Raw genomic sequence first — 25,155 nt, forward strand, 5'->3', positions numbered from 1 at the left:
ATGCCGTCCTTCCGCGCGAATTACATCACCAGACCCATTCACCGCTGGGCCAAGGGCGCCCTGCCCGCCCTGTCGGATACCGAGCGCGAGGCGCTGAACGCGGGCGACGTGTGGTGGGAGGCCGAGCTTTTTTCCGGCAACCCCGACTGGGACATCCTGCGCGCGGTCAAGGCGCCCAAGCTGACGGCGGAAGAGCAGGCGTTCATCGACGGCCCCTGCCACGAGCTGTGCAGCATGATCGACGACTGGACGATCAATCAGGAAACCGCCGATCTGCCGCCCGAAGTGTGGAAATTTCTGCGCGACAAGGGGTTTTTCGGGATGATCATTCCCAAATCCCACGGCGGGCTGGAGTTTTCGGCCTTCGCGCATAGCGAGGTGGTGCGCTTCATCTCCACCCGCTCGGTCGCCGTGGCGGTGACGGTAATGGTCCCCAACTCGCTGGGACCGGGCGAGTTGCTGCACCAGTTCGGCACGGCTGCGCAGCAGGAATACTGGCTGCCCCGCCTTGCCGACGGGCGCGAATTGCCCGCCTTTGGCCTGACCAGCGCCGAGGCCGGGTCCGACGCCGGGGCGATGGTGGATGAGGGCATCATCTGCAAGGGCCAATGGCAGGGCGAGGAGGTGCTGGGCATCCGCCTGAACTGGGCCAAGCGCTATATCACGCTGTCGCCCGTCTGCACTGTGCTGGGCCTCGCGTTCAAGCTGCGCGATCCCGACGGGCTGCTGGGCGATACCGAGGAGATCGGCATCACCTGCGCGCTGGTCCCGACCGATCTGGAAGGGGTCGAGACGGGCCGTCGTCATATACCGTCCTCCACCATGTTCATGAACGGGCCGACGACGGGCAAGGACGTGTTCATCCCGCTGGAGAACATCATCGGCGGGCCGGATTATGCCGGGCGCGGCTGGATGATGCTGATGAGTGCGCTGGCTGCCGGGCGCGGCATTTCGCTGCCCTCCATGGGCTGCGCCGCCATCGCGCTGAGCGCCCACACCACCGGCGCCTATGCGCGCATCCGCGAGCAGTTCCGCCTGCCCATCGGCAAATTCGGCGGCGTCCAGATGCGCATGGGCAAGCTGGCGGCGGACGCCTATTCGATGGACGCGGCGCGCCATCTGACCTGCGCGGGGCTGGACGAGGGCACGGCGCTGTCGGTGATTTCCGCCATCATGAAGGCACACGCAACCTTTCGCATGCGCGAGGCGCTGAACGACGCGATGGACGTGCATTCCGGCAAGGCGGTCATTGACGGGCCGTCCAACTACCTGCTGCCGCTCTATCGCGCGGTGCCCATCGGCATCACGGTCGAGGGCGCAAATATCGTCACCCGCAGCCTGATCATCTTCGGTCAGGGATCGATCCGGGCGCATCCCCACATGCTGGACAACATGATGGCCCTGCAGGAGCCGGACCGCGAGCGCTCGCTGGAGGCGTTCGACAGATCCGTCTGGGCCCATATCGGGCACACCACCAAAACGCTCTTCCGTGCATGGGGCCGCGCGCTGACCGGGGGCCGCTTTGCCCCGGCGCCGGATGCGGGGGACGCGACGCATATCTACCGCCGTCTTGGCCGCTGGTCGGCGGCCTACGCGCTGACGGCCGATTTCTGCTTCCTGACGCTGGGCGGCGCGCTCAAGCGCAAGGAGATGATCTCGACCCGGATGGGCGATATCCTGTCGGAGATGTATATCATTTCCGCCGCGCTCAAACGCTGGGACGACGAGGGGCGGCAGGAGGCGGATCTGCCCGTGCTGAACTACGCTGCCGAGGCCGGGTTTCAGCGCATCCAGACCGCGCTGGACGATGTCATCGTCAACCTGCCCGCGCGCTGGGCAGCGTGGGTGCTGCGCGCGATCACGTGGCCCGGCCGCCGCGAAAAGGGGCCGAGCGATGCGCTGGTCGAGGCGTGCAGCGATCTGATCTATGCCCCTTCGGCGGCGCGCGACCGGATCACCGGCGGCATCGGCGGCGGGTGCCTGCATCCGGGCATCACGCTGCTGAATGAATGCTATGCTGAGGTCAACGCCATGGCCCCGGTGATGAAACGCCTGCGCGAGGCCCGCAAGACGCCGCAGGAAGGGCTGGAGGCGGGTATCCTCAGCGACGCCGAGATGGAGCAGATCGCAGCGATGCAGGATCTGGTCAGCCGCGTCATCGCGGTGGATGATTTCACCCCCGACGAGCTGACCCGCTATTTCAACGATTTCTCGCAGCCTATCCGCAGCCGCGAGGGCGAATCAGAAGCCACGCAGAAGGAGGCCGCACAGTGACGCAATCCCAACGGGTATTCCTGGTGGACGGGGCGCGCACCCCCTTTCTCAAGGCGCGCGGCACCCCCGGCCCTTTCACCCCCGTCGATCTGGCGGTGCAATGCGGGCGCCCCCTGCTGGCGCGTCAGCCGTTTGACCGCACGGCGCTGGATTTGGTCATCCTTGGCTGCGTCAACGTGATGGCGGACGAGGCGAACCCGGCGCGTGTCGCCGCGCTGCGCCTTGGCCTCGGCGAGCGGATGGTCGCGTTCAACATGCAGATCAACTGCGGATCTGGCATGCAAAGCATCGACACGGCCTATCGCTATATCCGGTCGGGGAGCCACGACATGATCCTCGCGGGCGGCGCCGAAGCGCTCAGCCACACGCCGCTGATCCTGCGCCAATCGGCTGCCGAGTGGCTGGGCCGGCTCAACTCCGCGCGTAGCCCGGTGGACAAGGTGCGCGCGATGTCGGGGCTGCGGCCCGAATTTTTCAAGCCCGTCATCGGGCTGGAGCGCGGCCTGACCGATCCGATCACCGATCTGGGCATGGGCCAGACCGCCGAGATACTGGCGCACCGTTTCGATATCGACCGCGAAACCGCCGACACCTACGCGATGCAAAGCCATCACCGGCTTGCGCAGGCGCAAAAGGACGGCACCCTGAACGGCGAGGTGCTAAGCGCCTTTGGCCCCGACGGCACGGTTTACGACCATGACGACGGCGTGCGCCCCGACAGCGACATGCAGGGAATGGCCAAGCCCAAACCGGTTTTCGAAAAACCCTATGGCAAGGTGACGGCCGCCAATTCCAGCCAGATCACAGATGGCGCAAGCTGGGTCATCGTCGCCTCGCAAAAGGCGGTGGACCTGCACGGGCTGGAGCCGCTGGCCGAGATCACCGACAGTGAATGGGCCGGGCTGGACCCGGCCGTGATGGGCCTTGGGCCGGTCATGGCGTCGACCCCGATCGCGCAGCGGCACGGATTTGACATCAACGATATCGACCTGTGGGAGCTGAACGAGGCGTTTGCGGTGCAGGTGCTGGCATGCGTCGCGGCATGGGCCGACGATGGGTTCTGCCGCGAGGTGCTGGGATACGACGCCGCCTTTGGCCGGATCGACCGGGACAAGCTGAACGTCGACGGCGGCGCGATCTCGCTGGGGCATCCGGTGGGCACCAGTGGCAACCGGATCGTGCTGCATCTGGCAAACGCAATGAAGAAACGAGGTGCCACGCGCGGCATCGCCACCGAATGCATCGGTGGCGGGCTGGGCGGCGCCATGCTGTTGGAGGCTGTGCGATGACCGGGGCCGTGATGGAATTTCTGGGCGAAGAGCTGCGCGAGATGGGCGGCGCAGGCCCGCGCGAAGGCAACTGGCGCGCAGGCCGCGACGCCGATGGCATCCTCTGGCTGGCCATGGATTGCGAGGGCAGCGGCACCAATGTCATCTCCCGCAAGGTGCTGGAGGAGCTCGATGCGCATCTGGACGCGGCGCAGCAGGACATGCCCAAGGCGCTGGTCATCCGCTCGGCCAAGGAGGGCGGTTTTGCCGCCGGGGCGGATATCTCCGAGTTCAAGGATGTGGCCGACAACGCCGAAGAGCTGCTGCGCGAAGGGCATGCTGTCCTTGACAAGCTGGCAGCGCTGAAATGCCCCACGATCTGCGTCGTGCATGGCGCGGCGCTGGGCGGCGGGTTTGAAATGGCGCTGGCCTGCGACATCCGCATCGGGGTGCGCGGCGCGTCCTTCGCCTTTCCGGAGGTGCAGCTGGGCCTGCATCCGGGGCTGGGCGGCACGTTTCGTTCGACCCAGCTGATCGACCCGGTCGAGGCGATGACGCTGATGTTGACCGGCAAGAGCGCCCACACGAAAAAGGCCAAATCGCTGGGCCTTCTGGATGCCGTGGTCGAGGAGCGCCATGTCGCCGCCGCCGTGAAGGCCGCCGCGAATGGCGAGTTGGAAGAGCGCGAACGCGGGCTGAAGGCGCGCGCCTTCAGCCTTGCCACCGCCCGCAGCTATGCCGCGCGGCAGATGCGCAGCCAGACCGAGGCGAAGGCCCCGAAAGAGCATTACCCGGCCCCCCACGCCCTGATCGACCTGTGGGAGGAGCACGGCGGCGATCCCGCCGCGATGCAAAAGGCCGAGATCGCATCCTTCGGCCGCTTGCTGCAAACCGACACGTCCAAGAACCTGCAACGCGCGTTCTTCCTGCGCCAGCGGCTGCGCGGCAATGCCAAGGGCGAGGATGACATCGCGCATGTGCATGTCATCGGCGCGGGCGCCATGGGCGCCGAGATCGCCACCATGGCCGCGATCCGGGGCAAGCAGGTCACGCTGGGCGATACCAGTGCCGAGGCGCTGGGCCGCGCGGTCAAGATGGCGGGCGAAATCTGCGACGCCAAACATCTGAGCGGCATCGACAAGCGCGACGCGCTGGACCGGCTGATGCCCGACCCCGAAGGATACGGAATCGGCGCCGCCGATCTGATCATCGAGGCGGGGCCCGAGAAGATGGAGATCAAGCAAAAGATCTATGACGGCCTCAAATCCCGCATGAAAAAAGACGCGATCCTGGCCAGCAACACCTCCAGCCTGCCGCTGGACGATCTGGCCACCCACGCCCCCGATGCGGCGCAGTTCGCCGGGCTGCATTTCTTCAATCCGGTGTCCAAGGTCGATCTGGTCGAGGTTATCACCGGCGCCGATACCGCGCCGCAGACCACCGCGCGGCTCGCCGCGTTCTGCGGCGCGATCGGCAAGCTGCCGGTGCATGTGGGCGACTATCCCGGCTTCCTCGTCAATCGCGCGCTGGTGCCCTACATGATGGAGGCGATGACGCTCATGGATGAGGGGGTGCCGAAGGAAGTCATCGACGGCGCCGCATTGCGCTTTGGCATGCCGATGGGGCCCGTCACGCTGGCCGATTACGTGGGGCTCGACATCGGGCTGCACGTCGCCGAAAGCCTGGCCGAGGGGCTGGAGAAACCCATGGCGCCGATCAGCCAGACCTTGCGCGACAAGGTCAAGGCAGGCGAGACGGGCAAGAAGGCGGGCAAGGGGTTCTACGACTGGTCTGACGGCACCCCGCATCCCGAAAGCGACGAGGAAGGTCCCGCCGACCTGACCGACCGGCTGATCCTGCCGATGCTGGATGCCTGTGTCGAAGTGCTGCGCCGCGATGTGGTGGCCGCCGAGGATGACATCGACGCCGCGATGATCTTTGCCACCGGCTGGGCGCCGTTCCGCGGCGGGCCGATGCACTATGCCCGCGCGCGCGGCATCGACGAGATCCAGAAGCGCCTGAAAGAGCTTGAGGCGGCGCATGGCCCCCGCTTTGCCCCCGATCCGGGCTGGCAGAAGATTGGCTGAGCCGGAGCTGTTTGCCGACGCGGACAGCATGGCCGCGGCCATCTTTGCGCGCACGGGGGGCGCGGTGCGGCTGGCCCTGCCGCTGGGTCTGGGCAAGCCGCTGAGCATCGTGAACGCGCTGACCCGCATGGCGGCGGCCAATCCGTCCTTGCGCCTGACGATCTTCACCGCGCTCACCCTCAGCCGCCCGCGCCCCGAAAGCGATATGGAGCGCCGCTTTCTGGAGCCTGCGCTGGACCGTCTGTTCGGCGCATATCCGGAGTTGCATTACGCCGAGATGATCCGCGAAGACGCGGTGCCGGACAATATCACCGTCTCCGAGTTCTTCTTTCAGGCGGGCGACTGGCTGAGCGACGAATATGCGCAGCGCCACTATATTTCGGCCAGTTACACACATGCGCGCGACGTGCTGATCGCGCAGCGGCCCAACGTGGTGGCGCAACTCTTCGCCGAGGAAAACGGCCGGCTCAGCATGGCGTGCAATACCGACATCTCCGCCGATCTTTTCGCGTTCCGCGGCGACGGCAGGATGGATTTCATCGCCGTCGGCGAAATCTCGGACGAGATGCCGTTCATGGACGGCCCTGCCGCGCTGGAGATGGACGCGTTGCAGATGAAATTGGAGCCGCACGCGCCCTATGGTCTTTTCTCCGCCGTGCGCCGGCCGGTGTCAGATGCGCAACATGCGATCGGGCTGCATGTCGCGCGGCAGATCCGCGATGGCGGCACGCTTCAGATCGGCATCGGCGCGATCGGGGATGCGGTGGCCAACGCGCTGCTGTTGCGCGATGCCGGGCGGCTGGAGGATGTCTGGCGCGCCGCGCCCATGCCGCTTGTCGGCGACGAAACCGGCCGGTTCGAGGCGGGCCTTTATGCCGTGACCGAAATGCTGGTCGGCGGGCTGATCGCGCTCCTCGATGCCGGTATTCTGCGGCGCGAGGTCGGCGGCGCGGTGATCCATGCCGGATTTTTCGTCGAGGCGCGCGAGATGTATCAGCGCCTGCGCGACATGGCGCCAGAGCGGCGCGGGCGCATTTCGATGATGCCCGTCAGCTATACCAACGCGCTTTATGGTGACGAGGCGGCGAAGCGCGCCGCGCGCGTCGATGCGCGCTTTGTCAACGGGGCGATGCAGGCCAGCCTGCTGGGCGATGTGATGTCCGATTCCGCCCGGCCGGGGCAGGTGGTCAGCGGTGTGGGCGGGCAGATGGATTTCGTCGCGCAGGCCCTTGCGCTGGAGGGCGCGCGCGCCATCGTGACCCTGCCCGCAACGCGCTGCACCGGCGGGCGGCTGACCTCCAACATCGTCTGGACGACCCCCGTCGTCACTATACCGCGCCACATGCGCGATATCGTCGTGACGGAGTACGGCGCCGCCGATCTGCGCGGCCAGACCGATGAGGAGGTGATCAAGCGGATGATCGCCATCGCCGACAGCCGGTTTCAGACCACGCTGGCGGCCGAGGCTCAGCGGGCCGGCAAGCTGGACCGCGACTGGCGCGTGCCCGAGGCGCATCGCCGCAACACCCCCGATCGCGTGCGCGACTGGCTGGCGCCGTGGCGCGGCGACGCGCTGCCGGATTTTCCGCTGGGCACCGATTTCGATGAGATCGAGCGCGCGCTTTTGCCCGCGCTGGCCCGGCTGAGGGAGGCCGCGCTAGACCGGGTGCAGATGGCCCGGCTGATGGCGGCCTCGCTGTGGTCCAAACCCCATCCGCAGGAGGGCGAGGCGCTGAAGCGCATGGGCTATGATGCCGCGCCCCGCCTGTTTCAGCCGCTTTCGGCCCGCGCGCTGCGCGGCGCCCTGCGTGCGCAGGCGGCACATCGCCCTTGACGGGGGCGCCTGTGCCGGGACAGGACAGACCAGCAGAACAGGATGGGGCGAAGGGCGATGCGCAAGGCACTGGTGACGGGATCGGCCGGGTTTATCGGCTATCATCTGGCGCGCAGACTGCTTGATGAGGGCTGGCAGGTGACCGGGCTGGACGCGATGACCGATTACTATGACGTCACGCTGAAACAGCGCCGCCACGACATGCTGATCCAATCGGACCATTTCACCGCCATCGAGGCCCGCGTAGAAGAGTCGGGCCGCATGAATGATCTGGTCGCGCAGGATCGCTTTGACGCGATCATCCATCTCGCCGCGCAGGCGGGCGTGCGATACTCCATCGATGCGCCGCGCAGCTACGTGGACTCCAACCTCGTCGGCACGTTCGAGGTGCTGGAGGCCGCGCGCAACACGCCGCCCGCCCATCTGCTGATCGCTTCCACATCATCGGTTTACGGCGCCAACACGAAGATGCCCTATAGCGAGATGCACAAGACCGATCACCAGATGTCCTTCTACGCCGCCACCAAGAAGGCAGGCGAGGCGATGGCACATTCCTATGCGCATCTTTATGACGTGCCGACGACCATGTTCCGCTTTTTCACGGTGTATGGCCCGTGGGGCCGCCCCGACATGGCGCTTTTCAAGTTTACCAAGGCGATTCTGGATGGCACGCCCATCGACATCTACAACCACGGCGACATGCGGCGCGACTTTACCTATATCGACGATCTGGTGACGGGCATTGTCCGCCTGATCGACGTGCCCCCGAGGCGCGCGGCCGCGCCGGACCTGCCACATGACAGCCTGTCGCCGGTCGCACCGTGGCGGGTGGTGAATATCGGCAATGGTGTCCCCGTCCCGCTGATGGATTTCGTCGCGGCAATCGAGGAGGCGACGGGGCGGCCCGCGCAAAAGCGGTTCCTTGACATGCAGCCGGGCGATGTGCCGGCCACATGGGCCGATGCGGACCTGATCGAGGCGCTGACCGGACCACTGCCGCGCACCAACGTGCAGGTCGGTGTCCAGCGGTTTGTCGACTGGTATCGCGACCATTACGGCGCCTGATCCGGTGACCGGTGGGTTGGCTATTGCGCGCAACTGCGGCAATGTAGGCGCAAGCCATGATTCATAATAACGCAGGGAGAGTTAATGATGAGCGACGACGTCAAAAAACCCACCACGACCGATGCCGGAATTCCCGTTGCGAGTGACGAACACTCGCTGACGGTCGGTGCCGACGGGCCGATCGTGCTGCACGATCACTACCTGATTGAGCAGATGGCACAGTTCAACCGCGAGCGCATCCCCGAGCGTCAGCCCCACGCCAAGGGCGGCGGCGCCTTCGGCCGGTTCGAGGTGACGCAGGATGTCAGCAAATACACCAGCGCGGCGCTGTTTCAGCCCGGTGTCAAAACCGACATGCTGGCCCGCTTCTCGACCGTTGCGGGCGAGCGCGGCAGCCCCGACACGTGGCGCGATCCGCGTGGTTTTTCGCTGAAATTCTACACCGAAGAGGGCAATTACGACATGGTCGGCAACAACACGCCGATCTTTTTCCTGCGCGACCCGATGAAGTTCCAGCACTTCATCCGCTCGCAGAAACGCCGGGCGGATTCGGGCCTGCGCGATCACGACATGCAGTGGGATTTCTGGACGCTCTCGCCGGAATCGGCGCATCAGGTCACGTGGCTGATGGGCGATCGCGGCATCCCCAAGACATGGCGCCACATGGACGGCTTTTCCAGCCACACCTATATGTGGGTCAACGCCGAGGGCGAGAAATTCTGGGTCAAATACCACTTCAAGACCGATCAGGGCATTGAGTTCCTGACCCAGGACGAGGCCGACACCCTGGCCGGCACCGATGGCGATTATCACCGCCGCGACCTGTTCAACGCGATCCGCGACGGGAACCATCCCACCTGGACGCTCAAGATGCAGATCATGCCGTTCGAGGAGGCGCGCACCTATCGCTTCAACCCGTTCGACCTGACCAAGGTCTGGCCGCACGCCGATTACCCGCTGATCGAGGTGGGCAAGCTGACCCTGGACCGCAACCCGACCGATTTCCACACCGAGATCGAGCAGGCCGCGTTCGAGCCCAGCAACCTGGTGCGCGGCATCGGCATGAGCCCGGACAAGATGCTGCTGGGACGCGGGTTCTCCTACTCGGACGCGCATCGCGCGCGGCTGGGGGCGAACTACAGGCAGATTCCGGTCAACCGGCCGAAATCCCCCGTCCACAGCTATTCCAAGGATGGCGCGATGCGGGTCGAGAATGTCTCGGACCCGGTCTATGCGCCCAACTCCTATGGCGGGCCTGCGGCGGATCCATCGCTGACCGACGATGCGGGGCAGTGGTATGCCGATGGCGACATGGTGCGCCGCGCCTACACTCTGCGCGAGGATGACGACGATTGGGGCCAGGCCGGCACATTGGTGCGCGACGTGCTGGACGATGCCGCACGTGACCGGTTGGTGGGCAATATCGTCGGCCATCTCAAGGGCGGTGTGTCGGAAAAGGTTCTGAAACGCGCGTTCGAATACTGGCGCAACGTGGATGAGACGCTGGGCCAGAGGGTCGAAAAAGGCGTCCGGGACGGCTAAGGCACCACCTGATCCGGAGCGTTGAAAACGAGCCCTGCGGGAGATGTCTCGCAGGGCTTTTTCGTCGCTGCGCCGTCAGTCGTGGCTGTGGCTGTGCGAATGGCTGTGCGTATGCCCGTGATCATCGTCATGCGCGTGGTGATGCGGCGCCATCGGGCCGGGATCGACCGGAACGTGGCCGCCTTTCGCATAGGTCTGATGCATATGCCGCACCCAGTCGCACAGCTTTTCGACGGTCTCGGGCCGCTTGCGCGAGAGCGGCAGGACCGGCTCGCCGCCGCGCGCCTTTTCGGCGTCGGCAACCATCTGGTCCACATCCACATCGACATGCGGCCCAAGGTCGATCTTGTTGATGACCAGCAGATCGGCGCCGCTGATCCCCGGCCCGCCCTTGCGGGCGACATCGCCGCCACCGGCCACGTCCAGCACGAAGATCTGCGCATCGACCAGCGCGGGCGAGAATGTCGCGGTCAGGTTGTCGCCGCCGCTCTCCACCAGCACGATGTCGAGCGGCGCGAAATCACGCTCCATATCCTCGACCGCCATCAGGTTCATGGTCACGTCGTCGCGGATCGCCGTATGCGGGCAGGAGCCGGTTTCGACGGCGCGGATCCGCTCTTCGGGCAGCACGCCTTCGGACTTCAGAAATCGCGCATCCTCGTCCGTGTAGATGTCATTGGTGATGACGCCCAGCGCGAATTCGTCGCGCAAATGGCGGCAGATCGTGGCAATGACCGAGCTTTTGCCGGTGCCCACGGGGCCCGCCACGCCAAGGCGCAGGGCGCGGGTCCGGGGTGTGGTTTCGTCATGCATGGTCTCGTCTCCTTCAGGTCAGGTGGCCCAGGACGGGCCGAGTTCAGTCACGCCGCGCATCAGAAGGCGGCGGAGTTCCAGGCTGTCGGGCGCGACCGCGCCGATCGCGGCGCCCGGTCCGGCCAGCGGCGTCAGCGCGGCATTCTGGTCAAACGGCGCGGCGGCAGGCGGCGCGTCCACCCAATCCGGATCGACCGCGATCACCGAGCCGGTCGCGCGGTGACCGCCCAACACCGCCGCCCCGTCCCATCCATCGCTGGACGGGCCGAATGCGATCTGCTGATCATAAAGCGCAAGCCCGCCCCGCGTAATCCGCAACCGGCTGGAAAAATCGCCCGGCGCCTCGCCATGTCGGCCCAGCAGTATTTCCTCGCGCAGGATCATCCGCGCGTCCGGCGCAAGCGCGATGCGCACGTCATGCAGGTGGTTGCAGCGATGCGCGGCAATGACCGGCTCGGCCCACCAGACGAAGGTGGCGCCTTGCTCGACCGTTATGTTGATCGCCATTTTCGACTGCGCGCCGCCCTGCCCCGGCAGGATCAGCATGGCCGACACCTCCTGCAGCACAAGAGTGCTGCCCGCACCGACATTCACATCCAGCGCGTAATCATCCCCGCCGAGCGGCCCCGCCGTTCCGGCAGCCAAAGCCACCCGCGCCACGTCATGACGCCGCCGCGTCAGCGGCTCCGGCCCCTTGGGATTGGATTTGCGCAGCACCAGCGGGCCGTCCGAACGCAATGTCCTGATGCGGCTGATGCGGCCCTTGCCGTTAAGCTCGCTGGCCAGAACGGCGCGGGCGGACATGGCGCCGACAGGGCCGGCGGGTGCCCTATGATGCAAAGAGTCGTACATCACGCCTCCTGTGATGTTCCGCCGCGATATCGGCCAAGGGCGCGCCGGGCGAGGGCAGGTCTGCGGGCGGGCCACCCGCAAGCGCTGCGGCCCGTCCGGCCAGCCGGTCCAGCCGTTCGGCCATGCGGGCCAGAATGGCGTGCACATCAAACGGATCGACCGGCATCAGCTTGGCCGCCGCCGCCGCCGCGCCGGAATTGTTCTCGTGCAGGATGGCAAGCGCGGCGTCCTGCGCATCCAGCCCCAGCGCCGCCGCCGCGACACCCATGACGATGGGCTGATGCGGCGCGGGGCCCAGATCGGCAAAATGCGGATGCGGATGAATACTGCTCATCGCGCGGCGCAATTGCCGCCCCAGATCGCGCGACACCTTGCGTAGTTCGGGCGACGGGATGCGCGCGTCCAGTTCGGCCTCCAGCTCGGGCATCTGGCTAAGATCGTCGCGCAAGGCGCGCGCACAAGCAGCCGCGGCAAATGCGGCAGCGATCACTCCGGCCGTCTCGGCCCGCCCGACAAGAAACGCTTCCAGCTCCGCCATGTCGGTGACGCGACGCGCCGCGACGGCAGGCTCCAGCCCGCCGGAATGGGCATAGCCGCCGGCGGGCAGGCGTCCATCCGCCAGCACCAAAAGCGCGGCCTGTCTTCCAAGTCCGGTGCGGGCCATTCAGAACAGGAAGTATCGCTGAGCCATCGGCACTTCGCTGGCCGGTTCGTGATCGGCAATCTCGCCGTCGATCTTGACCGAATAGGTATCGGGATCGACCTCGATCCTTGGCAGGGCAGTGTTTTCCGGCATGTCTTCCTTGGTGCGCCCGCGCGTGCTCTGGATCGCGACGAACTTGCGGCCCGTGTTGATCCGGTCCGCCAGCCCGTCGTCAATCGCCGCCTGCGACACAAAGGCAAGGCTGGTCGCCCCTGCCGCCGGGGAATGAACATTGAAGCCCGTCCGCTCCATCACTGGCTGCGGCGTGGGGATCGACGCGTTGGGATCGCCCAGCGCCGCCGTCGCCACCATGCCGCCGGTGAATACCGTATGCGGGCGCACGCCGAGAGGTCAGCGACACGCGCCGCGTCGTGCGCACCAGAAGCTGCAGGCGCAGCCTGTCCTCAAGCGCCGCAATGGTGCGCGTGACCGATGCGGGCGTCATGCCCAGTTGCCGCGCAGCCCCGGCAAAACTCTCCAGTTCGGCCACGGCAAGAAAGACGCGAATTGATTCCAGCTCACCCATGTCGTCATTATTACGCCAATCGCAACAGTCAATGCAACATTATCGCGGTTCCGATGAATGACCGCGCCCCTTATGTTCGGATCAAGCAAGATCAGCCACGAAGGAGCGCACCATGCTCACCCAGATCAAAGGCCTGCACCATGTCACGTCGATGGCGTCGGATGCGCAGGAAAACAACGATTTCTTTACCAAGCTGCTCGGCATGCGCCGGGTCAAGAAGACCGTCAATTTCGACGCGCCGGAGGTGTATCACCTCTATTATGGCGACCAGAGCGGCACGCCCGGTTCGGTGATGACCTATTTTCCGTTCCCGCACATCGTGAAGGGCCGGCGCGGCACCAGCGAGGTCTCGGAGACAGCCTTTGCCGTGCCCCCGAACGCGCTGGACTACTGGCGCGATCGCCTTGCCCTCGCGGGGGTGGACGGCATCGAGGAGGTGGAGCAGTTCGGCGAAAAGCGTCTGCGCTTTGCCGGGCCTGACGGCGACGGCTTTGCACTGGTCGAGGTTCCGGGCGACACAATATCAGGCAGATGTGGATTATCAGGGGTGGTTTCCATTCGGTAACGACTTTCATTCGGGAACTTGAATTTTACATAAGTCCGCAACCGCAAATCACAAAGGCCGCGCGTATCCTTTTTCAGTCCGCGACCGGCCCAGTAAGGAGAATACATCATGGCAACGCCCACCCCTGACGCCATTCCCGGCCTGCATCACGTCACCGCGATTTCCGGCCCGCCGCAATCCAACCTCGATTTCTGGGTCGGCACACTTGGTCAACGTCTGGTCAAGCGCACGGTGAACTTCGATGATCCGGGCACCTACCACCTGTATTACGGTGACGTTGATGCGGCGCCCGGTTCGATCATGACGTTCTTTCCCTTCGTCGATGCCGGGCCGGGGCGCGCGGGCGCAGGGATGGCCTCCGCCGTTGCCTATGCCGTTCCGGATCTGGACAAAAGCATGATGGACCTCGCCGAAGCGGCCGTCGATTTCGAAGGCCCGTTCGAGCGGTTTGGCGAGCGTGCCATCGCGCTGCGCGACCCGGATGGCTTGCGCGTCGAGATCATTGAGGGCGGGGCCCGCGACGAAGGCTTCCATTCGGTGACGCTGTGGCTGAAGGACACCGCCGCCACCGCCAGCGTGCTGGAGGCGATGGGATACGTGCGTGAGGCGAGCGAGGACGCCGCGACCGGCGGCACCGGCGGGACGGAGACGCGGCTGCGCTATCGCTCCAACGATCCCGAGCGCGGCTCGGCCGTGGATCTGATGACGTCGGACGCGCCATCGATCGGGCGCCCCGGTGCGGGCACCATCCATCACGTTGCGTTTCGCGCGCGTGACGCGGGCGAACAGCTGGAGTGGCGCAAGCGGCTGGCCGCCATCGGGATGCAGGTGACGCCCGTGATAGACCGGCAGTATTTCGATGCCATCTATTTCCACACCCCCGGCGGCGTGCTGTTCGAGATCGCGACCGATCCACCGGGCTTTGCGGTGGACGAGGATCCGGCGCATCTGGGCGAGGCGCTGAAGCTGCCCGAGAAATACGAGGCGCACCGCACCCGCATCGAGCAGGTGTTGCCGCAGATCCGGGTGCCGTCATGAGCGCCGGGATCGCGAACCGCACGGGCGGCAGCGGCCCACACTCAGGGCAGCGGTTGGCCATTGCGGGCGCGTCGCTCAGCCGCGCGCGGCTTGCCGTCATCATGCTCCACGGCCGCGGCGGCGCGCCGGCGGACATGATCGGGCTGGCCGAGTATCTGGCCCTGCCGGACCTCGCCGTGCTGGCACCCGAGGCGGCGGGCCGTTCGTGGTGGCCGGACTCGTTCCTCGCCCCGCTCAGCGCGAACGAGCCGGGGCTGGGCAGTGGGCTGAGCGTGATCGAGGCGCTGCTGGAGGGTCTCGCATCCGAGGGCATCGGCCCGGAGCGCACCGTGCTGGTCGGCTTCAGCCAGGGCGCGTGCCTCGCCGTCGAGGCGGCGGCACGGCTCGCGCGGCCCTTCCGCGCCGTCGCCGCCCTGTCGGGCGGGCTGGTCGGAACCGCCGAGGCGGGTGGCCCGCCGCAGGGCGATCTGTATGGCCGCCCTGCCAAACGGTTCGATTACGACGGTCGGCTGGACGGCGTGCCGGTGCTGCTGGGCTGTCACGAGCGTGATCCGCACATCCCGCTTGCCCGTGTGCGCCAAAGCGAAAGCGTGCTGGGTGCGATGGGCGCGGCGGTCGATACGATTATCATTCCGGGCGCCGGTCATGGTATCATCGCCGACGAGGCCGCGTGGCTGCGCAAACATCTGAACGACGCGAAATGCTGGAGAAACCGATGAGCGACAAGATCGAGATCACGCTTGAGGAAAGCGACACCAAAGGGCGCTACAGCGCAGTGGTGGACGGGCACGAGGCCGAAATGACCTATTCGCGCGCCGGAGCCAACACCATCATCATCGACCATACCGGCGTGCCGGATGCCCTGCGAGGGCGCGGCGTGGGTCAGGCGCTCGTGCAGCGCGGCGTCGAGGATGCCCGCGCCAAGGGCCTGAAAATCGTCCCCCTCTGCCCCTTCGCCAAGGCGCAGATCGCAAGACACCCCGAATGGCAGGACGTGTTGAACGGCTGACGCCTCTACCCCCCCCCTGCATCAACCTGAAAGGACCAAAAACATGAGCTGGAGCCCCTGCCCCGACCCCGTCCCCGGTGACCGCGCGACCGTGGACGCCATCGAGACCCTGATCGTGCCGCGCGCCGTCGATCTGGGCGAAATGGAGGTGCGCCGCGCGCTGCCCTCCAAGAAACGCCAGATGGTCGGCCCCTTCATCTTCTTCGACCAGATGGGACCGGCCGAATTCCTGACGAATGAGGGGATCGACGTGCGCCCGCACCCGCATATCAACCTCGCCACGCTGACCTATCTTTTCGAGGGGCAGATCCACCACCGCGACTCGCTCGGCACCGATATGGCGATCGAGCCGGGCGCGGTGAACTGGATGAAGGCGGGCAAGGGGATCGTCCATTCCGAACGCACCGCGCCCGAACGCCTTGCCACGGGCCAGCGCCTCTTTGGTATCCAGACCTGGATGGCACTGCCCGAGAACGAAGAGGAATCCGATGCCGAATTCATGCATCACGGCAAGACGGATCTGCCGGTTGTCGAGGCCGAAGGGCTGAAAGCGCGGCTGATCGCAGGATCGGCCTTTGGCGCATCCTCTCCGCTCAGGACCGCATCCGACACGCTTTATGCCGATGTGACGCTGGCCCCCGGCGCCCGCGCGCCGATTGCCGCGAACACCGAGGAGCGCGCGCTTTATACCATCAAGGGCAAGATCGACGTGGCCGGCGACACGTTCGAGCCCGGCGAGCTGCTGGTGCTGCGCCCGGGTGACGAGATCACCGTCAAGGCGCTGCCCGACGGGACCGGCGATCACGCGCGCTTCATGCTGTTCGGCGGCGCGCCGATGGAGGGCCCGCGCTATATCTGGTGGAACTTCGTATCCTCGCGCCCCGACCGCATCGAGCAGGCCAAGGAAGAATGGGCCCGCGGCCGGTTCGAAACGGTGCCGGGCGACGAGGAAGAGTTCATTCCCCTGCCTGAAGGCAAAAGCAAGGTCATGCGCGCCGAGGGCGGAGTGCATTACCCGTGACATCGCGCCCTGACCTGCCGGTCGCCCCAAGCGCAGCGGCGACCGGCGGCTTTCGGCGTGACCGGCATCCATTCCATAGCGTGAAATATCTGAAATTTGCGAACACTCGGCGGCAGTCCCTTTTTTAAGAACGAGCCCGCAGGACAAACGCTCTTCTGGACAAGGAGTCTCTCATGGCCACCCTATACGACAGCCCCGACCGTTACGGCCTGATCACGCGGATCCTGCACTGGGGCATGGCGGTTCTCTTTGCGGCACAATTTCTGTCCGCGGCTCTGCATTGGGCGCTTCCGCGCGAACATCCGGTGCGGGATTTTTTCTGGAGCTATCATTACACTCTGGGCACGACGCTGTTTCTGCTGGTTCTGCTGCGGGGGATCTGGGGGCTTGCCAACCTGCGGCGCAGGCCCGTCCATTTCGGCCTCATCGGGCGGGCCGCTGCCGCCGGGCATCTGGCGATCTACGTCCTCATGGTGGTCGTCCCCACCGTGCGGCTTGTCGCAGCCGCGGGCGACAAGCGCGGCTTCAGCTATCTCGGCATCCCGATCTTCCCCGCCCGCGAAACGGATATCGGATGGCTGAAGACGGTGGCGGAATGGCACGGGGAAATGGGCTGGATCCTGGCATTTCTTGTGCTGGGCCATATCGTCATGGCCGTCGGCTGGCACCATTTGATCAAGCGCGACGGGTCCTTGAAACGGATGGCGGGCTAGACGGCGGGGGCGAAATTACAGGGCGCAACAGACAGCTTTGACAGGCCTCATTGCGAGAACGACGTTTCTGCGGTGAACGAGAGTATCGCCGCAGCCAGCTATGACCCACGCCCATAAGGAAGAGTTTTCCGACCTAGACCAGCGGACGCTTCACGCTGCGGCACTCATTTCATCTGACCGTCGTCCAGCTTGCTCAGCGCTGCGGCGCGGGCGTTTTCGATATGCTGATCGCTGATTTTGGCGGCCTTTTCCGCATCGCGGTTTGAAATCGCTTCGACCAATGCCTGCATTTCCGTATGACTGGCCTGCCGCCTTTCCGGTGACAGCATGGTTTGCGTGCGCAAGAAGGCAATCCGGTCCAATAAGGGCTCCAGGGCGCTGCGGATCTCGGCGTTGCCGCACCCTTCCAGCAAGATATCGTAGAACTCGGTCGTTGCGGTCCGGAGCGTCGCGCGGTCGCGACTGAAGAAAGCGCGATCAAGGCCCTGCCACCGGATTTGCAACTGCCCGAGCGTTTCCGCGTCCGCCCGCTCGACGAATGACCGCACGGCCAATCCCTCAAGCGCGACGCGCACCTCGTAGATGTTGGAGATCCGTTCGCGAGAAGGCAGGGACACCGCATAGCCGCGTGACGGCAGACGCTCGATCAACCCGCGCGCTTCGAGATGTGCCAGCGCCTCGCGCAGAATCGGTCGGCTGACGCCGGACGCTTCACACAGCTCCCGCTCGATCAGTGGATCGCCGGGGTCAAAGTCGCCATTCAGAATGGAATTGCGCAAACTGTTCTGCAGCTGGCTGCGCAGCGACGCGGGGCGTTCGACCTTGATTTGAAATTCGCGTGCCATGCCTGCCCTCGATCATTGGAGGCAGGTTGTCATACAAAAAGACATCTTGCAACGGTGTGTGATTCGATGCAGTCTGCTTGGCAGATTGTAATTTTGTATGACAAAGGCGCATCGCATGATTCAGGGGCTTCGCAAGATCGTCACGTTCCACGAGGACATTTTCGAGGAGGGCGGTCGCGCCTGTCCGCAGCCGTGGCAGCAGTTCGCCGTTGCGGCCGTGCTGAAGAACCCCTGGGCCGGGCGCGGCTTTGTCGAGGATCTCAAGCCCGAGATCCACGCCATCGCCTCGCCGCTGGGCGAGGAGCTGACACGCCGCCTGCTGGACATGATGGGCGGCGGCGACAAGGTCGAAGCCTATGGCAAGGCCGCCGTGGTGGGCACGGATGGCGAGATCGAGCACGCCTCGGCGCTGACGCATACGCTGCGGTTCGGCAATCATTTCCGCAAGGCCGTGGGCGCGCAAAGCTATCTGACCTTCACCAACCTGCGCGGCGGGGCGGGCACGCCGATCACCATCCCGATGATGGACAAGCATGACGCGGGCCGCCGCTCGCATTACCTGACGGTGCAGTTCCGCATCGACGACGCCCCGGCGCATGACGAGCTGGTCGTCGCCATCGGCGGCTCGATCGGGGGCCGCCCGCATCACCGGATCGGCGATCGCTATCAGGATATCGAAGAGCTCGGGGGCAATGACGTTTGAGGCCCGCCATACGGTCCGGACGCCCACCGGGCGAATGGCGTGGCGCCAGTGGGGGACGCGCGGTCCGCTGATCGTGCTCCTGCACGGTGTCGGTCTCAACGCCGACATCTGGGAGCCGCAGGCCGACGCGCTGTCCGGCACGCACCGCGTCTTTGCGGTGGATTTGCCCGGTCACGGCGCCAGCGACCCTCTGCAGAAGGGCGCCGGGCTGGAGGATTTCGCGGGTCGCATCCTTGCCGCGATGGACGGCTTTGCCGATGGTCCGGTATTGCTGGTCGGTCATTCGATGGGCGCGCTCGTCACGATTGCCGCGGCGTTGGCAGCGCCCGAACGGATCCGGGGCATTGCCGCCCTCAACGCCGTATATTGCCGCACGCCGTCGGCCCGCGCGGCGGCCGAGGCGCGGGCCGCGCTGCTGGAGCAGGCAGGCGTCATGGCCAGCATCGAGCCGACGATCGAACGCTGGTTCGGCCCCGGCGACGCGGCGCGACGCGACAGTCACGCCAGCACGCTGCGCGCCATGCTGGCCGATGTCGATCCCGTGGGATACGCGCGCGCCTACCGCATTTTCGCGACGCAGGACCGCGCCTTTGAAGGCCGGATGAAGGATCTGGCGATGCCGGCGCTGTTCCTGACCGGTGCGGACGATCCGAACTCCACCCCCGACATGTCGCGCGCGATGGCCGATGCGGCGCCCCGCGGCGAGGCGCTGATCGTGCCGGGCGCGCGCCACATGGCCGGTTTTGTCACGCCGGGTCCGGTCAATGCGGCGCTGCACGATTTCAGCGCGCGTGTCCTGGCGCAAAGCGGCGCGGGAGAGACGACATGACGGCGCCCATCGACCCGCGCGAGCTGCGCAATGCGCTGGGGGCCTTCGCCACCGGCGTGACGGTGGTGACGGCCACGCAGGCCGATGGCACGCCGCGCGGCTTTACCGCCAATTCCTTTACCTCGGTGTCGCTCGATCCGCCTTTGGTGCTGGTCTGCGTGGCGAAAACGGCCGGTTCCTGCGAGGTGATGGAAGCCAGCGATCACATGGCGATCAATATTCTGGCCGAGGATCAGCGCGACGTCTCGGGCAGTTTCGCCAGCCGCAACGGCACCCGGTTCGAGGGGGTCGACTGGTGGACCGGCGCCAGCGGCGCGCCGATCCTGCCGGGAACGGCGGCGATGCTGGATTGCACGATGGAACGCACCATCGAGGCTGGCGACCACGTGATCCTCATGGGCCGCGTCATCGATTTCGCGCATACATCCGTCGCGCCGCTGGGCTATTGCCGGGGCGCCTACGTGTCCTTCGGGGCCGAGCGCGCGGCGCTGGAAGCGGCCAGCAGCGACCATCCGGTCCGCTACGGAATGATCGTCGAGCATGACGATGCCCTGTTGCTGGACGAGGCGCAGGACGGCAGCCTGTGTCTGCCGACGGCCCGGCGGCTGGGCGGGCCGGAGCAGATGGACGGGCTGATCGAGGATCTGCAAAGGCGCGGCATCGACGTGGCACCCGAATTCATCTTTGCCGTCTTCGACGATCCCGAGGCCGACCGCAGTTTCATCTACTACCGCGGCACCGCCAATGCGGTCGCGCCGGATGCCGCGTCGCGGTTCGTGCGGTTTGACGATCTGGCCCTCTCGCGCCTTGCTGACGCCCCGACGCGCAGCATGGTCGCACGTTTCATCTCCGAGCGGCGCGACAACGCCTTCGGGGTCTATACCGGCTCGGCCCAAGCCGGGCGCATCTCGCCACTGGCCAAAGCAGCCGCCAAATCCGAAGGAGCAAGGTGATGAAGTTTTCGCTTTTCGTCCATATGGAACGGGTCGAGCCGCACGATACGCATCGCGATCTGTTCGACCAGTTGACCGAACTGGTGCAGATGGCCGAGGCGGGCGGTATGGAGACCGCCTGGATCGGCGAGCATCACGGCATGGAATTCACGATCTCGCCCAATCCCTTTGTCAATATTGCCTATCTGGCGGCGAAAACCAGCCGCATCCGGCTGGGCACCGGCACCGTCATCGCGCCGTTCTGGCATCCGATCCGGCTGGCCGGGGAGGCGGCGATGACCGACATCGCCACGCAGGGCCGTCTTGATCTGGGTATCGCGCGCGGGGCGTATTCTTATGAATACGAGCGGATGCTGCCCGGTCTGGACGCGATGGAGGCGGGCGCGCGCATGCGCGAGCTGATCCCGGCGCTTCAGGGTCTGTGGAAAGGCGATTATGCCCATGACGGCAAGTTTCATCAGTTCCCCAGCACGACGCCCGTTCCCGGCCCGGTCCAGCAAAGCGGCCCGCCGATCTGGGTGGCCGCGCGCGATCCCAACACGCATGAATTCGCCGTGACGCATGGCTGCAACGTGCAGGTGACGCCGCTTTGGCAGGGTGACGGCGAGGTCGAACACCTGATGGCCACCTTCAACGCCGCCTGCGCCGCCAATCCCGGCGTGCCACGTCCGAAATGCATGCTCCTGCGCCATACCTTCGTGGGCGAAGACGCCGCCGAGGTCGACGTGCTGCATGAGGGGCTGCGCAGGTATTACAACTATTTCGGCGCCTGGTTCAAAAATGAAAAGCCCGTGAGCCAAGGCTTCATCCAGAAGCTGACGCAGGAAGAAATGGACGCCAACCCGATGATGAAAAAGGATGCGCTGCGCCGCGATCTGGCCATCGGCACGGCCGACGAAGTGACCCGCCGGGTTCGCCATGCGGAGGCGCTGGGATACGATCAATATGCGGTCTGGATCGATGGCGGCATCCCGTTCGAGCAAAAGAAGAAGTCGCTGCAACTCTTCATCGACCGCGTGATGCCCGAATTTTCGGACAACGCCGAAGCGCGGAGGGCCTGAGCGATGGAGCGGTTTCAGCATTACATCGACGGCGGCTTTCACGATGGCGGCGAGAGTTTCGAGAGCATCGATCCCGCCACCGGCGCCGCGTGGGCGGTGATGCCCGCCGCGACCGAGGATGACGTGAACCGCGCCGTCGATGCGGCGGACCGGGCCTTTGCCGCGCCCGAATGGGCGGGGTTGACTGCCACGGCGCGCGGTCGGCTCTTGTGGAAGCTGGCCGATCTGGTCGCCGCGAATGCCGAGCGCCTGGCGCGGCTGGAGACGCGCGACACCGGCAAGATCCTGCGCGAAACGATGGGCCAGACCGCCTATGCCGCCGAATATTACCGCTATTACGCGGGCCTAGCAGACAAGATCGAGGGCGCGCATCTGCCCGTCGACAAGCCGGACATGCAGGTCTGGACCCGGCGCGAGCCGATCGGTGTCGTCGCCGCCATCGTGCCATGGAACAGCCAGCTTTTCCTGTCATCGGTCAAGATCGCCCCGGCGCTGGCGGCGGGCTGCACCGTCGTTCTGAAGGCGTCCGAGGATGGCCCCGCGCCGATGCTGGAATTCGCCCGGCTGGTGGATGAGGCAGGCATTCCGCCCGGTGTGGTCAATATCGTCACCGGCTTTGGCGCGGCTTGCGGACAGACCCTGACCGCGCATCCAAAGGTCGCGCGCGTCGCCTTCACCGGCGGGCCGGAAACGGCGCGCCATGTCGTGCGCAACACGGCCGAAAACCTCGCCCATGTCACGCTTGAACTGGGCGGCAAATCGCCCGTCGTGGTGTTCGACGACGTCGATCCTGACAACGTTGCCAATGCCGTGATGGCCGGGATTTTCGGCGGCGCCGGGCAAAGCTGCGTCGCCGGATCGCGTTTGCTGGTCCACGCCGACATGAAGGACCGGCTTCTTGACGTGCTCAAGGAGCGGGCGGAAAAGATCGTCATCGGCGCGCCCGATGCGGAAGCCACGCAGATCGGCCCGCTGGCCACGCGCGCACAACTGGACCGGATCGAAGAGGTCGTGGCGAAATCGCTGGAGCAGGGCGCGCGCCTTGTTACCGGCGGCGCGCGGCCCGAGGGGCTGGAGGCGGAGTGGTATTATCAGCCCACGATCCTCGATTGCAGCGATCCGGCCACCGCCAGCGTCCGGACCGAGCTGTTCGGCCCGGTCCTGTCCGTGCTGACCTTTCGCACCGAGGAGGAGGCGGTCCGCCTTGCCAATGACACACCCTACGGCCTTGCCGCCGGGGTCTTTACCAACCGCCTTGCGCGGGCGCACCGCGTGGTGGCGGCGATCCGCGCCGGCGTGGTCTGGGTCAACACCTACCGCACGATCTCGCCCATCGTGCCCTTTGGCGGCTTCGGTCGCTCCGGCCTTGGCCGCGAGGCGGGCGCCGAGGCGATGCTGGACTACACGCGCCCCAAGGCCGTCTGGATGAACACATCCGACGCACCCATCCCCGACCCGTTCATCATGCGATGACCGGCGCGGGACCAATCACCGATTTTCAGGGAGGAAAACGATGACAAACTTCAAGACGACGGCACTGGCGGGGGTTCTGGCCTCTGCGGCCCTGACGCCCGCGTTGGCGCAGGACATGGTATTCACCAGCTGGGGCGGCACCACGCAGGACGCCCAGCAAAAGGCCTGGGCCGAGCCGCTGGCCGAGTCCGACGGGCTGAACGTGCTGATGGACGGGCCCACCGATTATGGCAAGCTGAAGGCGATGGTCGACAGCGGCAATGTTTCCTGGGACGTGGTCGACGTGGAGATGGATTTCGCCATCAAGGCCGCCGAGGAGGGCCTGCTGGAGCCGCTCGATTTCGACGTGATCGGGCGCGACGATCTGGACCCGCGTTTCACCACCGATCACGCGGTCGGCAGTTTCTATTACGCCTTCGTCATCGGCTACAACAAGGCAGTGCTGGGCGATAACACGCCCGAGACATGGGCGGACCTGTTCGACCTTGAGGCATTCCCCGGCAAGCGGACCTTCTACAAATGGTCGGCCCCCGGCGTGCTGGAAATCGCGCTGCTGGCCGACGGCGTCAGCGCCGAAGATCTCTATCCGCTGGACCTGGACCGCGCATTTGCCAAGCTTGACACGATCAAGGATCAGATCGTGTGGTGGGGCGGCGGCGCGCAGTCGCAGCAGCTGTTGGCGTCGGGTGAGGCACCGCTGGGCCAGTTCTGGAACGGCCGCATCTTTGCCGTGCAGCAGACCGGCGTCGATGTGGGCATTTCCTGGCAGGACAACCTGACCACCGCCGATGCGCTGGTCGTCCCCAAGGGCGCGCCGAACAAGGACGCGGCGATGAAATTCCTCGCCCGCGCCAGCAGCCCCGAAGGCCAGGCCGAGATGGCCGCGCTCAGCGGCTATGCCCCCACCAACCTCAAGTCGCCCGAGTTGATGGATCCCGAAGTGGCCAAGACGCTGCCGGATGCGCATGAGGACACCCAGATCGACCTAGATGTGGCATGGTGGGCCGAGAACCGCGACATGCTGGCCGACCGCTGGTATGCGTGGCAGGCCGAGTGAGTTGATTTCGGCCGGGGCGAAGCGCGCCCCGGCCACCATCCTCGATGCAGGGACGCGCGACAGATGACCACCGCCACCGCCAACCCGGCCGCCGACCGGTCCCGTATGAAGGGCGCCGCGCTGGCGCTGCCCGCGCTTTTGCTGCTCTTGGGCTTTTTCGTGGCACCGGTGCTGTCGCTGCTGGTGCAATCGGTGACCGAGCCCAGCTTCGGCCTGCAAAACTACCGCGAGCTGATCGCCACGCCGACCTATGCCACCGTGTTCTTCAACACCTTCCTCGTGGCGACACTGGTGACGTTTTTCGCGCTGGTGCTGGGCTTTCCGGTGGCGTGGGCGCTGGCGGTGCTGCCGCCCCGCTGGGCAGGGGTGATATTCGCCGTCGTGCTCCTGTCGATGTGGACCAACCTCCTGGCGCGCACCTATGCGTGGATGGTGCTGCTGCAGACGACCGGCGTGGTGAACAAATCGCTGATGGCGCTGGGCATCATCGACACGCCGCTGGCGCTGATCAACAACCTGACGGGCGTGACCATCGGGATGGTCTATATCATGCTGCCCTTCATCATCCTGCCCATGCAGGCGACGCTGCGCACGATCGATCCGGCCACGTTGCAGGCCGCCGCCCTTTGCGGGGCCAGCCGCTGGCAGGCATTCTGGCGGGTGCTTTTGCCACTGGCGCTGCCGGGCATCGCCTCGGGCGGATTGATCGTGTTCGTCATGTCGCTGGGCTATTTCGTGACGCCGGCCCTTCTGGGCGGCACGTCCAACATGATGCTGGCCGAGCTGATCGCCCAGCTGGTCCAGTCGCTTTTGCGCTGGGGAATGGGGGGCGCGGCGGCCTTCGTGCTGCTGGTCATCACGCTGGCGCTCTATGCGGTGCAGGTGCGCTATCTGGGCGCCGGGCGCACCGCGGTCGGGGGATAG

General features: G+C 65.9%; 23 protein-coding genes and 2 pseudogenes. 19 read left to right on the forward strand and 6 right to left on the reverse strand.

Going from position 1 to position 25,155, the window contains the following annotated elements; genetic code table 11:
• From DC366_RS06845 to DC366_RS06870, 6 genes are all read left to right on the forward strand, one after another.
• Entirely contained in the window at positions 1-2,274 is a 2,274-nt protein-coding gene (locus tag DC366_RS06845; RefSeq protein WP_108691472.1) for an acyl-CoA dehydrogenase, read from the forward strand.
• Positions 2,271-3,563, forward strand: a complete 1,293-nt coding sequence (locus DC366_RS06850) for an acetyl-CoA C-acetyltransferase (RefSeq protein ID WP_108691473.1) — start codon at positions 2,271-2,273, stop codon at positions 3,561-3,563. The genes DC366_RS06845 and DC366_RS06850 overlap by 4 nt, the downstream gene beginning before the upstream one ends.
• The gene (locus DC366_RS06855; RefSeq protein WP_108691474.1) at positions 3,560-5,629 is read left to right on the forward strand and encodes a 3-hydroxyacyl-CoA dehydrogenase NAD-binding domain-containing protein; all 2,070 of its coding nucleotides are present in this window, start codon (positions 3,560-3,562) and stop codon (positions 5,627-5,629) included. Before DC366_RS06850 ends, DC366_RS06855 begins: the two co-directional genes overlap by 4 nt.
• Positions 5,622-7,463 carry an acetyl-CoA hydrolase/transferase C-terminal domain-containing protein gene (locus DC366_RS06860; RefSeq protein WP_243405061.1) on the forward strand — a complete coding sequence of 614 codons (1,842 nt, stop codon included), beginning with the start codon at positions 5,622-5,624 and terminating at the stop codon, positions 7,461-7,463. The genes DC366_RS06855 and DC366_RS06860 overlap by 8 nt, the downstream gene beginning before the upstream one ends.
• A gap of 57 nt (positions 7,464-7,520) precedes the next feature.
• Positions 7,521-8,528 carry an SDR family NAD(P)-dependent oxidoreductase gene (locus tag DC366_RS06865; RefSeq protein ID WP_108691476.1) on the forward strand — a complete coding sequence of 336 codons (1,008 nt, stop codon included), beginning with the start codon at positions 7,521-7,523 and terminating at the stop codon, positions 8,526-8,528.
• Between the two features lie 84 nt (positions 8,529-8,612).
• Positions 8,613-10,070, forward strand: coding sequence for a catalase (locus tag DC366_RS06870; RefSeq protein ID WP_243405062.1), 1,458 nt, complete (start codon positions 8,613-8,615; stop codon positions 10,068-10,070).
• Between the two features lie 75 nt (positions 10,071-10,145).
• Here the strand turns inward: DC366_RS06870 and ureG are convergent, their stop codons facing one another.
• From ureG to DC366_RS06895, 5 genes and pseudogenes are all read right to left on the reverse strand, one after another.
• Complete coding sequence (gene ureG, locus DC366_RS06875; protein ID WP_108691477.1) at positions 10,146-10,883, reverse strand: urease accessory protein UreG; 738 nt, start codon at positions 10,881-10,883, stop codon at positions 10,146-10,148.
• 18 nt (positions 10,884-10,901) lie between these two features.
• Positions 10,902-11,735 (reverse strand): urease accessory protein UreD, encoded by an 834-nt coding sequence (locus DC366_RS06880; RefSeq protein ID WP_108691478.1) that lies wholly within the window; start codon positions 11,733-11,735, stop codon positions 10,902-10,904.
• Positions 11,713-12,399 carry an urease accessory protein UreF gene (locus DC366_RS06885; protein WP_108691479.1) on the reverse strand — a complete coding sequence of 229 codons (687 nt, stop codon included), beginning with the start codon at positions 12,397-12,399 and terminating at the stop codon, positions 11,713-11,715. Before DC366_RS06885 ends, DC366_RS06880 begins: the two co-directional genes overlap by 23 nt.
• Positions 12,400-12,780 carry a hypothetical protein gene (locus DC366_RS06890; RefSeq protein WP_207768681.1) on the reverse strand — a complete coding sequence of 127 codons (381 nt, stop codon included), beginning with the start codon at positions 12,778-12,780 and terminating at the stop codon, positions 12,400-12,402.
• Between the two features lie 16 nt (positions 12,781-12,796).
• A pseudogene (locus DC366_RS06895) lies at positions 12,797-12,964 on the reverse strand (helix-turn-helix domain-containing protein); the annotation flags it as partial.
• Between the two features lie 112 nt (positions 12,965-13,076).
• Here DC366_RS06895 and DC366_RS06900 point away from each other — a divergent pair.
• The 6 genes and pseudogenes from DC366_RS06900 to DC366_RS06925 all read left to right on the forward strand — a co-directional run.
• A pseudogene (locus tag DC366_RS06900) lies at positions 13,077-13,469 on the forward strand (VOC family protein); the annotation flags it as partial.
• Positions 13,470-13,637: 168 nt separating this feature from the next.
• Positions 13,638-14,567 (forward strand): ring-cleaving dioxygenase, encoded by a 930-nt coding sequence (locus tag DC366_RS06905; RefSeq protein ID WP_108691481.1) that lies wholly within the window; start codon positions 13,638-13,640, stop codon positions 14,565-14,567.
• The gene (locus DC366_RS06910) at positions 14,564-15,286 is read left to right on the forward strand and encodes an alpha/beta hydrolase (RefSeq protein WP_108691482.1); all 723 of its coding nucleotides are present in this window, start codon (positions 14,564-14,566) and stop codon (positions 15,284-15,286) included. The genes DC366_RS06905 and DC366_RS06910 overlap by 4 nt, the downstream gene beginning before the upstream one ends.
• On the forward strand, positions 15,283-15,576 hold the full coding sequence (locus DC366_RS06915; RefSeq protein ID WP_207768669.1) for a GNAT family N-acetyltransferase: 294 nt from the start codon (positions 15,283-15,285) through the stop codon (positions 15,574-15,576). Before DC366_RS06910 ends, DC366_RS06915 begins: the two co-directional genes overlap by 4 nt.
• A 43-nt stretch (positions 15,577-15,619) precedes the next feature.
• On the forward strand, positions 15,620-16,597 hold the full coding sequence (locus tag DC366_RS06920; protein ID WP_108691483.1) for a pirin family protein: 978 nt from the start codon (positions 15,620-15,622) through the stop codon (positions 16,595-16,597).
• Between the two features lie 173 nt (positions 16,598-16,770).
• A complete protein-coding gene (locus DC366_RS06925; RefSeq protein ID WP_108691484.1) occupies positions 16,771-17,310 on the forward strand; it encodes a cytochrome b in 540 nt (179 codons plus the stop codon).
• A gap of 164 nt (positions 17,311-17,474) precedes the next feature.
• Here DC366_RS06925 and DC366_RS06930 read toward each other — a convergent pair whose 3' ends face one another.
• Positions 17,475-18,155: a GntR family transcriptional regulator gene (locus tag DC366_RS06930; RefSeq protein WP_108691485.1), complete on the reverse strand. Its 681-nt coding sequence runs from the start codon at positions 18,153-18,155 to the stop codon at positions 17,475-17,477.
• A 115-nt stretch (positions 18,156-18,270) separates the two neighbouring features.
• Here DC366_RS06930 and DC366_RS06935 point away from each other — a divergent pair, with 115 nt between their 5' ends.
• From DC366_RS06935 to DC366_RS06965, 7 genes are all read left to right on the forward strand, one after another.
• On the forward strand, positions 18,271-18,858 hold the full coding sequence (locus tag DC366_RS06935; RefSeq protein ID WP_108691710.1) for an amino acid synthesis family protein: 588 nt from the start codon (positions 18,271-18,273) through the stop codon (positions 18,856-18,858).
• Positions 18,848-19,687, forward strand: coding sequence for an alpha/beta fold hydrolase (locus DC366_RS06940; RefSeq protein WP_165802862.1), 840 nt, complete (start codon positions 18,848-18,850; stop codon positions 19,685-19,687). The genes DC366_RS06935 and DC366_RS06940 overlap by 11 nt, the downstream gene beginning before the upstream one ends.
• A complete protein-coding gene (locus DC366_RS06945; RefSeq protein ID WP_108691487.1) occupies positions 19,684-20,640 on the forward strand; it encodes a flavin reductase family protein in 957 nt (318 codons plus the stop codon). The genes DC366_RS06940 and DC366_RS06945 overlap by 4 nt, the downstream gene beginning before the upstream one ends.
• Positions 20,640-21,701 (forward strand): LLM class flavin-dependent oxidoreductase, encoded by a 1,062-nt coding sequence (locus DC366_RS06950; RefSeq protein WP_108691488.1) that lies wholly within the window; start codon positions 20,640-20,642, stop codon positions 21,699-21,701. Before DC366_RS06945 ends, DC366_RS06950 begins: the two co-directional genes overlap by 1 nt.
• A gap of 3 nt (positions 21,702-21,704) precedes the next feature.
• A complete protein-coding gene (locus DC366_RS06955; protein ID WP_108691489.1) occupies positions 21,705-23,174 on the forward strand; it encodes an aldehyde dehydrogenase in 1,470 nt (489 codons plus the stop codon).
• A gap of 40 nt (positions 23,175-23,214) precedes the next feature.
• Positions 23,215-24,231: an ABC transporter substrate-binding protein gene (locus DC366_RS06960; RefSeq protein WP_108691490.1), complete on the forward strand. Its 1,017-nt coding sequence runs from the start codon at positions 23,215-23,217 to the stop codon at positions 24,229-24,231.
• Positions 24,232-24,294: 63 nt separating this feature from the next.
• Positions 24,295-25,155, forward strand: coding sequence for an ABC transporter permease (locus DC366_RS06965; RefSeq protein WP_108691491.1), 861 nt, complete (start codon positions 24,295-24,297; stop codon positions 25,153-25,155).

The sequence above is a fragment of the Pelagivirga sediminicola genome, from assembly GCF_003072125.1.
Classification (GTDB): Bacteria; Pseudomonadota; Alphaproteobacteria; order Rhodobacterales; family Rhodobacteraceae; genus Roseovarius; species Roseovarius sediminicola.